Consider the following 13,423-nt stretch of genomic DNA (forward strand, 5'->3'; position numbering starts at 1 on the left):
CGGCGGACCGGCCTAGGGTGGAGCGGTGCACGGTGAGTACAAGGTCCCAGGCGGCAAGCTCGTCGTCGTCGACCTCGACGTGGTGGACGGCCTGATCGCCGACTTCCACCTCGCGGGCGACTTCTTCCTCGAGCCGGACGACGCCCTCCCGCTGATCGACTCCGCGGTGAACGGCCTCCGCGCAGACACCGACGCGGCCGGGATCGCCGCCGCGGTCCGTCATGCGCTCCCCGAGGGAGCTCAGCTGCTCGGGTTCACGCCCGAGTCCGTCGGCATCGCAGTCCGCCGCTCCCTCGCGCGGGCGAGTTCGTGGAAGGACTACGACTGGGAGGTCGTCCATGAGGGCCCGATCAGCCCGAACGAGCACCTCGCGCTCGACCAGGTGCTGACCGAGGAGGTCGGTGCCGGCCGACGGGGTCCGACGCTCCGCATCTGGGAGTGGGACCAGTCCGCGGTCGTGATCGGCAGCTTCCAGTCCCTCAAGAACGAGGTCGACCCAGAAGGCGCCGCGAAGCACGGGGTCGAGATCGTCCGTCGCATCTCCGGCGGCGGAGCGATGTTCATGGAGGCCGGCGCGATCATCAGCTACTCGCTCTACGTGCCCGCCGACCTCGTGCAGGGCATGACGTTCGCGGATTCCTACGCCTATCTCGACGAGTGGGTCATCGAGGCACTGAAGTCACTCGGGATCGAGGCCTACTACCAGCCGCTCAACGACATCTCGTCGACCAAGGGCAAGATCGGCGGTGCTGCCCAGAAACGACTCGGCACCGGTGCGATCCTCCACCACGCGACGATGAGCTACGACATGGACGGCGAGAAGATGGTCCAGGTCCTCCGGATCGGCCGGGAGAAGATGAGCGACAAGGGCACCGTGTCGGCGGCCAAGCGTGTCGACGCGCTCCGATCGCAGACCGGCCTCAGCCGCGCCGAGATCATCGATCGACTCATCGCGACGTTCACTCGGCTCTACGGTGCGCACGAGGGGCACATCTCGACCGCGGAGCGGGAGAAGGCGCAGGACCTCGTCACGGCAAAGTTCGCGACGGAGGCATGGCTCGAACGCGTTCCCTGACGGATTAGTGCATCCCGCGCCGGAGCATGCCGGGACACGTCGGCATGCATCGAGGCAGGTCGGCGTGCATTGAGGCAGCCGGCGCGCCTTGCGGCACGTCGACGCGGGACGTTGGTCGGCGGCCGGAGAGGGGCGCTCCGACCGCCGCTCTTCCATGGTGATCGCCGAACCGATGAACAGCATCCGACCATCGTGAGAATCACCCGCGCGGATGATCCGGATCCGCGGTGAGCGACATAGCCTCGACGACGTGAACTGGTTGATCCTGCTCGGGGTGGTGGGCGCTGCGATCGTCGTGACGTGGGTGCTTGACCGTCTGGGGATCGTCGACCTCTCGAACAAGACCGATCGCGGCGGGTCCTCCGGTGGTGTGATCACCATGATGGACGAGGTGTTCGCGCCGACGCGCCAGGAGACCCAGGCCGAGTTCGACCGGCAGACGTCGCTCCCGGCACCGGCGCCGACCCCCGCCGACGTTGACCACGACCTGCTGAGCGGAGCGGTCCTCATCCGGGTGCCGACGACGCGGAACCAGGACCGGGGTCCGGCGCGCATTGGGACGCACGACCGCAGCTACTAGCTCCTCCGGTCACGCCTCCGGCTCAGCGCGAGACGAGTTCCTGGTAGTCCGGGTGGCGTTCGATCCACGCCTGCACGTAGGAGCACTGCGGTACGACCCGGCGCGAGGAGTTCGCCCGGACATCGTCGAGCGCGGCCTGCACGAGCATCGACGCGTGCCCCCCGCCCCGGTGCTCGGGGTCGACCTCGGTGTGGACGAACCGGATCTCCGCGTCGTCGAGTTCGTAGGCGGCGAACCCGATGACGGTGCCGTCTTCGACGAGGGAGTACTGGCGCTGGTCGGTGTCGTTGCTGACGTCGGTGCTCACGAGGCGAATGTACGCCCGCACATGAGGTTGCTCCTGCGAGCGCGCTGGGTGCCGGTGGCGGTCTGCCGGGAGGCTCGGTGTCTGTCGGCAATGCAGGACGGTGCAGTGCGGAGGGGCCTGGGTCCGGCAGTGCGGGGCGGTGTTCCTGCGGACCCGACGCGGTCTGCCGGGAGGGGCGGTGCCGGCCATGTTCGTGCCGTGAGGGGCGCGGTCGGCGCGGGACGAGCCTCCAGGCCGATGCGCGCGCCACAATGAGCGGGTGCACCCCGTTCCGCAAGTGGCGCCGAACCGCGTCGTGCACGGCGACAACCTCGACGTGCTCGCGACGCTCGACGACGGTTCGTTCACCCTGGTGTACCTCGACCCTCCGTTCAACACGGGCCGCGCGCAGACCCGCCGGAGTTCGACCGCCATCCGGGCCGTCAACGGCTCAGTCCTCGGGTTCAAAGGCCGGACCTACGAGCGGATCCGCGGGGACCTGATGCGGTACGACGACCGCTTCGAGGACTACTGGTCGTTCCTCGAGCCGCGGATCGTCGAGGCATGGCGGGTCCTCGCTCCCGACGGCACCCTCTACGTGCACCTCGACTACCGCGAATCGCACTACGCCAAGGTCCTGCTCGACGCACTCTTCGGTCGAGACTCGTTCCTCAACGAGATCGTCTGGGCCTACGACTACGGCGCGAAGTCCAGGACCCGTTGGCCGACGAAACACGACACGATCCTGGTGTACGTCAAGGACCCGGCGCGGTACCACTTCGATTCTGACGCTGTCGACCGCGAGCCCTACATGGCGCCGGGACTCGTGACACCGGAGAAGCGGGAGCGGGGCAAGCTGCCGACGGACGTCTGGTGGCACACCATCGTCTCGCCGACCGGACGTGAGAAGACCGGTTACCCGACCCAGAAGCCGGAGGGCGTGCTGCGGCGGATCGTGCAGGCGTCCTCGCGGGAGGGGGACTGGGTGCTCGACTTCTTCGCGGGGAGCGGGACGACCGGAGCCGTCGCGGGAGCGCTCGGGAGGCGGTACCTGCTCGTCGACGACAACCCCGACGCGATCCGGGTCATGCGGGGTCGACTGCCCGGGGCATCGTTCGAGCGCCTGGAGTCGGTGGCGGCCTCCGAGGAGCCCCCGGCCGTCTGACGGTGGCTGGTCTGCCCCACGCTGGACTCCCGGCCGCGCGCCGGTGCCGAGAATGCAGAGGTGCGGGGTCCCGGGAAATGCGGACTCCGAGACTGTGCATTCTCGATCAACCGGGGCGGGTGGGGCGGTCCGGGGCCGGTGGGGAGGACCGGGGCCGGTGGGGCAGACGGGGAGGACCGGGGCCAGCTGGGAGGAGCCCGGGACGGCTGGACACCGCCGGGCCGGAACGGACGACGCCCCCGGGATCGGATCCCAGGGGCGTCGGCCGTCGTGCCTCAGGAGGCGCTGTGCCTGCCGTGGTGCTCGACTGTCGTCGACGACGAGCCAGATCCGCCCGACGCGCCAGATCCGCCCGACGAGCCAGATCCGCCCGACGAGCCATGTCCGCCGGTTGAGCCGGACCCGTCGGCGGAGCCCGACGAGTCGGCCCTGCCCGCAGGTCGCTCGGCCTCGAGCACCGGCGCAGCATGCTTCGGCTGCTCCGAGGCGGTCTGGACCGAGCTCGGGGAGTCGATCATCGCCGCCGCCGAGTGGGCGCCGTGCGTCGGGGCGTCGTTCAGCGGGGCACGGGTTTCCCCGGTGTCCACGGAGACGTCCGGGGAGGTCGGCGCGACGGCCCGCATCGAGCCGGTGTCGGGTCCGACGAGCGACCCCGAGTTCGCGGCTGCCCGGCCTGCGTCGGCGACGAGACGGTCCTCGTCGGCATCCGATGCAGCCGCCGCCGAGGCGCGACCGGCATCGGCCTGCTCCTGCAGCGCCGACGTCTTGCGGAGCGGCGGGGTGCGGAAGAACCACGTCAGGATGAACGCGAGCAGCAGCACGCCGAGGCCGACGTAGTAGATCCCCACCGCCGACTGGTTGAAGCCGGTCAGGAACGCCTTGGACAACCGCGGGTCGGCACCCTTCAGGAACGAGGTGTCCGTCGTGTCGCTCGCCGACGCGCTGGCCTTCGAGGAGCCCTTGTCGAGCTCCTTGATGATGGTCGGCGCGACCTCGTTCACGACGTTCTCGCGCTGGGTGGCGTTCGAGTAGTCGACGGACACCGTGTCGCCGTTCACCGACGCCTTGGCCTTCTTCGCGACGGCCTCGAGCACCTGCGTGCGGGCCAACGCCGGAGCGCCCTCGGTCGCCTGCGCGACGGCCTGGTCGAGCCCGTTCTGGACGTTCTTCTTGATCGGGGTGACGATCGGCGTCCAGATCTGCTTCATGATGCCGGCGTTCGCGGAGGCGTTCGCCACCGACGGGGTGAGCGCGGCGTTGAGTCCGTCGGTGAGGTCGTCCTTGTTCTTCATCGCGGTGGAGATGTTCGTCGGCATGCTCGCGAAGAGGACGGACAGCAGGATCGCGGTGCCGAGCGTGCCACCGATCTGCCGGAAGAACGTCGAGGCGCTCGTGGCCACACCGATGTCGCGCGGGCCGACGGAGTTCTGCGACGCGAGGGTGAGCGTCTGCATGAGCTGCCCGAGCCCGAGGCCGATGAAGAACATCGCGAGGAGCAGGAACCAGAGCGGCTTGTCGATCGTGATGAAGGTCAGGACGACGAAGCCGATGGACGTGATCGCGGTGCCGGTGACCGGGAAGATCCGGTACTTGCCCGTGCGCGAGATGATCTGACCCGAGGCGATCGAGGCGATCATCAGGCCGAGCACCATCGGGAGCGTGGCGAAGCCGGACTCGGTCGGGCTCAGGCCCTTGACGATCTGCAGGTAGAGCGGCAGGGTCAGCATCGCGCCGAACATGCCGAACCCGACGAGCACGCCGAGGACGGTCGACATCGAGAACACCGGCGAGCGGAACAGCTTCATCGGGATGATCGCGTCGTCCTTCATCGCGCGCTCCACGAGGATGAACGCGACGAGCCCCACGGCGCCGATCAGGTAGCAGGCCCACGAGCCCACCGAGGTCCATCCCCAGTCACGACCCTGCTCGGCGACGAGCAGCAACGGGCCGAGCGTGATGATGACGAGCGCTGCGCCCCAGTAGTCGATCTTGACCGCGCGCTTCTCGCCGACCTTCGGCAGGTGGAGGAACGTGACGACCATGATGAGCGCTGCGACGCCGATCGGGACGTTGATCAGGAAGACCCAGCGCCATCCGGTGATGAACAGGATCTGGTTCGCGCCGGCGAACAGGCCGCCGACGAGCGGACCGATGACCGACGAGATGCCGAAGACGGCCAGGAAGTACCCCTGGTACTTGGCGCGCTGGCGGGGCGCGAGCATGTCGCCCATGATCGCCAGCGGCAGGGACATCAGACCACCGGCGCCGAGGCCCTGCAGACCGCGGAACCCGGCGAGCATGATCATCGACGTGGAGAACGACGCCGCGAACGACCCGCCGATGAAGATGATGATCGCGATCAGGAACAGTGGTCGGCGACCGAAGATGTCGGACAGCTTGCCGTAGATCGGCGTCATGATGGTCGACGCGATGAGGTACGCGGTCGTGACCCAGGCCTGCTGGTTCAGACCGTGGAGGTCGTCACCGATGGTGCGGATCGCCGTCCCGACGATGGTCTGGTCGAGCGCACCGAGGAACATGCCGGCCATCAGGCCGTAGATGACGAGCAGGATCTGCTTGTGGCTCATCACCGCGTTCGAGGACGTCGTCGGGTTCGCCGAAGCGGTCACCGATCGTGTCGCAGTCTGTGTCATGAGGGTGGTTCTCCGTCTGGGGTGCCGGTGATGCGCGGCATGATGAGATCGTGAGGGAACCTGCCGCCGCAGCCGACGGTGGCTGAAAACTTTGCGTTGCGTGCAAAGTTACACGTCGCGCAACCCTCGTGACAAGTTGCGACCCCGTCAGGGTATTCCCTCGCAGCAAGGCTTGAACAAGGAGGGTGCTTCCTGTGGAGAACGCCAGGAACGGCGCGGTGCTCGAGGGCCTGACGGACGGGAGGCGCGCCTCCCGTCCGGTTCGTCGGTGACCGCCCGGACGACGCGACGGCTAGGCGCCGAGGGCGGCGTCCACGATCTCCTTCGCCTCGCGCTGCACCTGCTCGAGGTGCTCCTGCGAGACGAACGACTCCGCGTAGATCTTGTAGACGTCCTCGGTGCCGGAGGGGCGGGCGGCGAACCAGGCCCTGTCGGTGACGACCTTGACGCCGCCGACCGCCGCGTCGTTCCCCGGTGCCTTCGAGAGCTTCGCGGTGATCGGGTCCCCGGCGAGCGTGTCCGCGGTGATGGCCGAGCCGTCGAGCTTGCCGAGGGCGGCCTTCTGGGCCTTGCTGGCGGCCGCGTCGACGCGCTGGTACACCGGCGCGCCGAACCGTTCGGTCAGCGCGTCGTAGAGCTTCGACGGCGTCGTGCCGGTCACGGCGACGATCTCGGACGCGAGGAGCGCGAGGATGATGCCGTCCTTGTCGGTCGTCCACGCGGTGCCGTCCATCCGGAGGAACGAGGCGCCCGCGGACTCCTCGCCGCCGAACGCGACAGAGCCGTCGATGAGCCCGGGGACGAACCACTTGAAGCCGACCGGGACCTCCCAGAGGCGGCGGCCGAGGGACTCCGCGACCCGGTCGATGATGCTCGAGGACACCAGGGTCTTGCCGATCGCAGCGTCCTCGCGCCAGTGCGGGCGGTGCGCGTAGAGGTACTCGATGGCGACCGCGAGGTAGTGGTTCGGGTTCATCAGGCCGCCGTCCGGCGTGACGATGCCGTGGCGGTCGGCGTCGGCGTCGTTGCCGGTCAGGACGTCGAACTCGTCCTTGTGCGCCACGACGGACGCCATGGCCGACGGACTCGACGGGTCCATCCGGATCTTGCCGTCCCAGTCGAGCGTCATGAAGGACCAGGTCGGGTCGACGTCCGGGTTCACGACGGTGAGGTCGAGGCCGTAGGTGTCGCGGATGGCGTTCCAGTAGGGGAGGGACGCCCCGCCGAGCGGATCGGCGCCGATCCGCACACCGGCACGCTTGATCGCCGGGATGTCGATGATGTTCACGAGGTCGTCGACGTAGTTGTGGAGGAAGTCGTACCGGCCGGGGGTCGCCTGCTCCTGACGCCGGACGTCCGCGTTGCCGCCGGCGATGATCGCGTTCGCGCGGTCCGCGATCCACTTCGTGGCGTCGCTGTCGGCGGGGCCGCCGTGCGGCGGGTTGTACTTGAAGCCGCCGTCACGGGGCGGGTTGTGACTCGGGGTGATGACGATGCCGTCGGCGGTGTCGTCGTGGCCCTCGCGGTTGTACTTGATGATCGCGTGGCTGAGCGCCGGCGTCGGGACGTAGCCGTTCTCGGCGTCGGCGAGGACGGTGACCCCGTTCGCGGCGAGGACCTCGAGCGCCGTGCGCTCGGCCGGGCCGGAGAGCGCGTGCGTGTCGCGGCCGATGAACAGCGGACCGTCGAAGCCCTGCGCGGTGCGGTACTCGACGATCGCCTGGGTGATCGCGGCGATGTGGGTGTCGTTGAACGCCGAGTCGAGCGAGGACCCTCGGTGACCGGACGTGCCGAAGACGACCATCTGCTCCGGGATGCCGACGTCCGGGGTCCGGTCGTAGTAGGCCTGCGTCAGTTCTTCGAGGTCGACGAGGTCGGAGTCCTGGGCGGGGGTGCCTGCACGGTCGTTCATGGACCCATCCTGGCACCGGCACGTCGTCGCGTCCCGGCCGTTCAGTGGTTGCAGCGACAACTTCTCCGTAGGATCGGAGCATGACCGACGACGCGCCGTGGCTCACCCGGCCGCAGCTGCGCGCCTGGCTGAAGCTCGTATCGGTGATCGAGCTCCTGCCGGCGACGCTCGACGCGCAGCTCCAACGCGACTCCGACCTGACCCACTTCGACTACATGGTCGTGGCGATGCTCTCCGAGGCGCCGGACCGCACCCTGCGGATGTCTGCGCTCGCCGGGACCACGAACGCCTCGCTGCCCCGTCTGTCGCACGTGGTGTCCCGCCTCGAACGACGCGGACTCGTCGAGCGCACCCCGGCACCGGAGGACCGACGCGCCACGGACGTCCGGCTCACCGACGCCGGGTGGGCGGCGATCACCGCGGCGGCGCCCGGGCACGTCCGGACCGCACGGCACCACGTCATCGACGCGCTCAGTGAGGAGCAGGTCGGGCAGCTCGACGAGATCATGCGGGCGATGCTCGAACGGCTCGACCCGGATGGTCGTCTCGCAGCGCTGACCGGACCGACAGCGAGGGCCGCGGCGTGCGACGGCGCCACCCTCCGAGCCGCCTCCGCCGAGGACCTGCCGACGTTCCGCCGGGCGAGTCTCCTCGCGCTGAACTGGACTCCGGGCGACGACGGCGGCGACCGGTTCGCGGACGCCGACCTCGACCGCCCTGAGTTCGCTCATGCGTTCGCCGCGTTCGACCCCGCCCGCGACCGGGGCGTCGTGGCACTCGACGGCGAGGGGCCGGTCGGTGCGGCGTGGGCCGTGTTCCGTGCTGCCGCGGACGCCGGCTACGGGTTCGTGGCCGAGGACGTCCCGGAGCTCACGCTCGCGGTCGAGTGCCGAGGTCGTCGACGGGGTGTCGGGACGGCATTGCTCACGCGGCTGCTCGACGAGGGGAGCGCGGCGGGCTGGCGGGGCGTCAGCCTCAGTGTCGAGGACGGCAATGACGGCGCTCGGCGACTGTACGAGGGCGCGGGGTTCCGGGTCGTCGGGCGGAACGGCGGGAGCGACACCATGCTCCTGTCCTTCTGAGCGATGTCGGTGGCATCTGGAACACTGGATGCCACGGGCCGGGAACCGGTTCGCTGACGCGACGTCCGGATGATCCGCAACGGCGTGTACCTCACCGCGGCGATCGGGCTCGGCGTCCTCGGGCTCCTCGGACTCCTCGCGCTCGTGGTCCCGGGACCTGACCGCGTCCCGGCCCGACACCCCGCCGACCGGGCAGTGCCGGTGCAATAGGCTCTGGCGCATGTCCAGCCCCGCCACGCCGTCCGACACCTACAGCTACCTCGGACCGGCGGGCACCTTCACCGAGGCAGCGCTGAAGCAGGTGACGGCGGCGGTCGGCAAGCCGTGGCGGAGCGTCAACAACGTCGGCGAGGCACTCGAGGACGTCGTGAGCGGGCGGAGCGTCGGCGCGGTGATCGCGATCGAGAACAGCGTCGACGGCGGCGTGAGCGCCACCCAGGATGCCCTCGCTCGGATCCCCGGTGTCCGGATCATCGGCGAGTACCTGGTGCCGGTGGCCTTCGTCCTCGTCGCTCGGCACGGCACGGAGCTCAGCGACGTCAAGACCATCAACGCGCACCCCGTGGCGTACGCGCAGAGCCACACGTGGCTCGAGGCGAACGTCCGCGGGCACGGCCACATCCCGTCCTCCTCGAACGTCGCCGCCGCCGCTGCGCTGCTCGACGACGCCGGCGGGGCGATCGCTGACGCGGCCGTCGCGCCGCCCGGGATCACCGACCACTACGACCTCGCGGTGCTCGCCACCGACATCGGCGACAACGCGTCCGCCGTCACCCGGTTCGTCCTCGTCTCGAAGGACCTCAGCATCCCGGAGCGGACGGGCGCCGACAAGACGAGCGTCGTCGTGGAACTGCCCGATGACCGGGCCGGCGCGCTCGTCGACATGCTCGAGCAGTTCGCGACGCGGGGCATCAACATGGGGCTGCTGTCCTCGCGGCCGATCGGCGACGAGCTCGGTCGCTACCGGTTCGTCATCGACCTCGATGGGCACATCCACGACGAACGTGTCGCGGACGCGCTGCTCGGGCTCCGCCGGTTCAGCCCGCGCGTGACGTTCCTCGGCTCCTACCCCCGCGCCGACGGGGTGTCGTCGGTGGTGCGGAACCGGTACCGCGACGAGGACTTCATCGAGGCGCGGGACTGGCTCCGGGCGATCCTGGCGGGCGAACCGAGGGAGTAGGCCGGGTCGCAGGACACCGCCGTCCGGACACGGCACCGCACCGCACGGCGGCGTCGTCCGCGGAGAGCGCTGCGGACGCCGGCGTCCGTCAGAGGTGCAGGACGTGCCCCACCGGCACCCGCACCCGGAGGGATCCCGGGTCGATGCGCGCCCGGAACGCGCTGATCCTCCCGATCGAGTCGCCGTCGATCTCGAACTCGTCGGGCTTGTCCAACCGCACCGTGATCTCCGCGCCCCGCATGTACCGCAGCGGCCGCTCCTCGCCCGCACGGGAGATGATCCGTTTGCCGACGACGGTGTTCCCGAGCTTCGTCCGCTTCGCCCGACGCAGGATCGCGTTCTCCCAGAACAACCGCGCCCCGATCCGCATCCACCCCCACACGCTCCGGGGCCGCATGGCGACGATGTCGAACACGCCGTCGTCGATCACCGCGTCGGGGATGAGCAGGATGTTCGCCTGCAGGGTGCCGCAGTTGCCGACGATGAGGGCGTGGGCGTGCAGGGTCTTCGCACCGTCGTCGTCGAGCCGGTACCGGAAGTCCACGCCGTCGAGATCGCGGAGCGACCGGGCGACGGCGTCGACGTACGCGAGCCACCCGACGCGCGCCTTGAGCCGCGGCCGGGTCTTCGCGAGCATCCGGGCGTCGAGGCCGAGGCCCGCCATGACGAGGAACCCGAAGTGTTCGCGGTCGCCGTCCTCGCGTTCGACGCCGAGGACGCCGAAGTCGATCGCACGGTCCTCGCCGCCGAACACCGCACGGACGCTCGCGTCGAGGTCGTCGATCGGGAGGCGCATGTTCCGTGCGAGCAGGTTGCCGGTCCCGGACGGCAGCAGCGCGAGGGCCGCGTCGGAACCGTGCACGACCTCGGCGACGACACGCGTGGTGCCGTCACCACCGGCCGCCGCGACGACGTCGGCGCCGGCGTCGAGCGCCTGCCGGGCCATCCCGGCACCCGGGTCCTCCGCGGTGGTCGCGAACCAGAGGCTCTCGTTCCAGCCGGTGTCCTGCTCGTGCCGCGCCACCGTCTGCCGGAGGGTCGGCAGGTGCACCTTGGTGGGGTTGTACACGATCGCCGCGGTGCGGTGGCGGGTCGCCGGAGCACCCCCGCCGGAGGTGGTGTCCGAGGGCGTCGTCATGGTCCCCACGGTACCGGGCGTGACCACGAGACGGATCGGAGGGGCGGGGCGGGCCCGGCCCGCGCCTCCCGTCCGTCCGGTGGCCGGGTCGCGTCGGACCGGGCGCCGATAGGATGACGCAGTGATCGACCCACAGCTCCTCCGCGACCACCCGGACGTCATCAAGGCATCGCAGGCTGCGCGAGGCGACTCCGTCGATCTCGTCGACCAGGCGCTCGCGGCGGACACCGCCCGCCGGACGGCGCTCACCGCATTCGAGTCGCTCCGCGCCCAGCAGAACGCGTTCAGCCGCACCGTCGCGACGGCGCCCAAGGACCAGAAGAAGGCGCTGGTGATGCAGGCCCAGGCGCTCGCCGCCCAGGTGAAGGCCGCGCAGGCCGGCGTGACCGACGCCGAGGACTCCTTCCGTGCGGTGGTCGGCGCGCTCGCGAACCCGATCATCGACGGCGTGCCGGCCGGCGGCGAGGAGTCGTTCGACACCCTGCGGACGATCGGCACGAAGCCGACGTTCGACTTCGTGCCGAAGGACCACGCCGACCTCGGCGACCACCTCGGCATCATCGACATCCCGCGCGGGACCAAGGTCTCCGGCTCGCGGTTCTACTTCCTCCGGGGTCTCGGCGCGCGGCTCGAGATCGCCCTCATGAACCTCGGACTCGACCGTGCGATCGAGTTCGGGTTCGAGCCGCTCATCACCCCGACCCTCGTCCGCCCCGAGACCATGGCGGGGACCGGGTTCCTCGGCGAGCACGCCGACGAGATCTACCACCTGCCGGCGGACGACCTCTACCTGACCGGTACGAGCGAGGTCGCGCTCGCCGGGTTCCACAGCGACGAGATCCTCGACGTGTCCGACGGGCCCATCCGGTACGCGGGATGGTCGACCTGCTACCGCCGGGAGGCCGGATCGGCGGGCAAGGACAACCGTGGCATCCTGCGTGTCCACCAGTTCAACAAGCTCGAGATGTTCTCCTACGTCCACCCGGACCAGGCGACCCAGGAGCACGAGAAGCTCGTCTCCTACCAGGAGAGCATGCTCGGCGACCTCGGCCTCCACTACCGGGTGATCGACGTCGCCGCGGGGGACCTCGGCCAGAGCGCCGCCCGGAAGTTCGACATCGAGGCCTGGGTGCCGACGCAGGAGACGTTCCGCGAGCTCACCTCGACCTCGAACTGCACGACGTTCCAGGCTCGTCGCCTCGACATCCGGTACCGCACGGAGTCGGGCAAGACGGCGCCGGTGGCGACGTTGAACGGCACCCTGGCGACCACGCGGTGGCTGGTGGCGATCCTCGAGACGCACCAGCAGGCCGACGGCTCGGTCGTGGTGCCGGACGTGCTGCGGCCGTACCTCGGTGGCGTCGAGGTGATCGAGCCCCGATGAGCGCTCCTGCCGCAGGTGCCGCAGGTGCCGCCGGGGCTGCCGGGGCCCCGTCGGCGTCGGGTGTTCCGGCCCTCCGCGCGAAACGGTGGCTCGTCGCCCTGGACGTCGACGGCACCGTGATGCGGGAGGACGGCATCATCACCGACCCCGTGATCGCCGCCGTCCGTGACGTGGCCGACGCCGGGCACGACATCATGCTCTCGACCGGACGCAGCGCCTCGATGACGACGCCGGTGCTCCGCCGGCTCGGGATCCGGCCGCGGTTCCTCGTGTGCGCGAACGGCGCGATCACCCTCGAGCGCGTCGACGGATCGGACGGTCCGCTCGGTGCGCCGGGAGTCGCCGCGGACGCGCAGGCGAACGCGGACGACCTGCTCGACGGGTACCGTCGTGCGTTCGTCGAGACGTTCGACCCGACCGAGGTGCTCCAGACGATCCGCGACGAGGTCAGCGGCGCGGCGTTCGGGGTCGAGGACGAGACCGGGCACTACCGCGTCCACGGGGCGTTCCCGGAGGACACCCTGAACGCGTCGATCGACCACGTCGAGTTCGACGACCTGTTCGGCGTCCGCGCGTGCCGCGTCGTGGTGATCTCGCCGGACTACGGGCTCGAGGACTTCCTCGGTGTCGTCGAGCAGATGGGTCTGTCGAAGGTGTCCTACAACGTCGGCTGGACCGCGTGGCTCGACATCGCACCGGAGGGCGTCACGAAGGCGACCGCGATGGAACGTGTCCGCGAGGTGCTCGACATCCCGCGGTCACGGGTGTTCGCCGCGGGCGACGGCCGGAACGACATCGAGATGCTGCGTTGGGCGTCGACGTCCGGTCGGGGTGTCGCGATGGGGCAGGCACCGGAGGACGTCATCGAGGCGGCGAGCGAGTACACCGGTCCGGTGCTCGAGGACGGTCTCGTCGACGCGCTGCGCACGCTCGAACGCTGAGGACCGACGCCCGGTCCGGCGCAGCA

At 70.0% G+C, this 13,423-nt stretch carries 12 protein-coding genes; 8 read left to right on the forward strand and 4 right to left on the reverse strand.

Going from position 1 to position 13,423, the window contains the following annotated elements:
- Positions 1-25 precede the first annotated feature (25 nt).
- Both lplAB and ACO0E0_RS01625 read left to right on the forward strand, forming a co-directional pair.
- Positions 26-1,075, forward strand: a complete 1,050-nt coding sequence (lplAB, locus tag ACO0E0_RS01620; RefSeq protein ID WP_422869656.1) for a lipoate-protein ligase LplAB — start codon at positions 26-28, stop codon at positions 1,073-1,075.
- Between the two features lie 250 nt (positions 1,076-1,325).
- The gene (locus ACO0E0_RS01625) at positions 1,326-1,655 is read left to right on the forward strand and encodes a hypothetical protein (RefSeq protein WP_422869657.1); all 330 of its coding nucleotides are present in this window, start codon (positions 1,326-1,328) and stop codon (positions 1,653-1,655) included.
- A gap of 22 nt (positions 1,656-1,677) precedes the next feature.
- On the opposite strand, the gene ACO0E0_RS01630 is transcribed toward ACO0E0_RS01625, so the two are convergent.
- Entirely contained in the window at positions 1,678-1,962 is a 285-nt protein-coding gene (locus ACO0E0_RS01630; protein WP_422869658.1) for a GNAT family N-acetyltransferase, read from the reverse strand.
- Between the two features lie 277 nt (positions 1,963-2,239).
- Here ACO0E0_RS01630 and ACO0E0_RS01635 point away from each other — a divergent pair, with 277 nt between their 5' ends.
- Entirely contained in the window at positions 2,240-3,106 is an 867-nt protein-coding gene (locus ACO0E0_RS01635) for a DNA-methyltransferase (protein ID WP_422869659.1), read from the forward strand.
- 275 nt (positions 3,107-3,381) lie between these two features.
- Here ACO0E0_RS01635 and ACO0E0_RS01640 read toward each other — a convergent pair whose 3' ends face one another.
- Both ACO0E0_RS01640 and pgm read right to left on the reverse strand, forming a co-directional pair.
- Positions 3,382-5,760 (reverse strand): MDR family MFS transporter, encoded by a 2,379-nt coding sequence (locus ACO0E0_RS01640; protein ID WP_422869660.1) that lies wholly within the window; start codon positions 5,758-5,760, stop codon positions 3,382-3,384.
- 292 nt (positions 5,761-6,052) lie between these two features.
- A complete protein-coding gene (pgm, locus tag ACO0E0_RS01645) occupies positions 6,053-7,672 on the reverse strand; it encodes a phosphoglucomutase (alpha-D-glucose-1,6-bisphosphate-dependent) (RefSeq protein WP_422869661.1) in 1,620 nt (539 codons plus the stop codon).
- Between the two features lie 80 nt (positions 7,673-7,752).
- Here pgm and ACO0E0_RS01650 point away from each other — a divergent pair, with 80 nt between their 5' ends.
- The 3 genes from ACO0E0_RS01650 (at position 7,753) to pheA (ending at position 9,934) form a co-directional block, all read left to right on the forward strand.
- Positions 7,753-8,754, forward strand: a complete 1,002-nt coding sequence (locus ACO0E0_RS01650; RefSeq protein WP_422869662.1) for a GNAT family N-acetyltransferase — start codon at positions 7,753-7,755, stop codon at positions 8,752-8,754.
- A 69-nt stretch (positions 8,755-8,823) separates the two neighbouring features.
- Positions 8,824-8,964 carry a hypothetical protein gene (locus ACO0E0_RS01655; protein WP_422869663.1) on the forward strand — a complete coding sequence of 47 codons (141 nt, stop codon included), beginning with the start codon at positions 8,824-8,826 and terminating at the stop codon, positions 8,962-8,964.
- A gap of 10 nt (positions 8,965-8,974) precedes the next feature.
- Complete coding sequence (gene pheA / locus ACO0E0_RS01660) at positions 8,975-9,934, forward strand: prephenate dehydratase (RefSeq protein WP_422869664.1); 960 nt, start codon at positions 8,975-8,977, stop codon at positions 9,932-9,934.
- Positions 9,935-10,022: 88 nt separating this feature from the next.
- Here the strand turns inward: pheA and ACO0E0_RS01665 are convergent, their stop codons facing one another.
- Positions 10,023-11,072 carry a diacylglycerol/lipid kinase family protein gene (locus ACO0E0_RS01665; RefSeq protein WP_422869665.1) on the reverse strand — a complete coding sequence of 350 codons (1,050 nt, stop codon included), beginning with the start codon at positions 11,070-11,072 and terminating at the stop codon, positions 10,023-10,025.
- 121 nt (positions 11,073-11,193) lie between these two features.
- Here ACO0E0_RS01665 and serS point away from each other — a divergent pair, with 121 nt between their 5' ends.
- A complete protein-coding gene (serS, locus tag ACO0E0_RS01670; protein ID WP_422869666.1) occupies positions 11,194-12,456 on the forward strand; it encodes a serine--tRNA ligase in 1,263 nt (420 codons plus the stop codon).
- The gene (locus tag ACO0E0_RS01675) at positions 12,453-13,397 is read left to right on the forward strand and encodes an HAD family hydrolase (protein WP_422869667.1); all 945 of its coding nucleotides are present in this window, start codon (positions 12,453-12,455) and stop codon (positions 13,395-13,397) included. Before serS ends, ACO0E0_RS01675 begins: the two co-directional genes overlap by 4 nt.
- Positions 13,398-13,423 lie beyond the last annotated feature (26 nt).

This window comes from Curtobacterium phyllosphaerae, assembly GCF_049341865.1.
Taxonomy (GTDB): Bacteria; Actinomycetota; Actinomycetes; order Actinomycetales; family Microbacteriaceae; genus Curtobacterium; species Curtobacterium phyllosphaerae.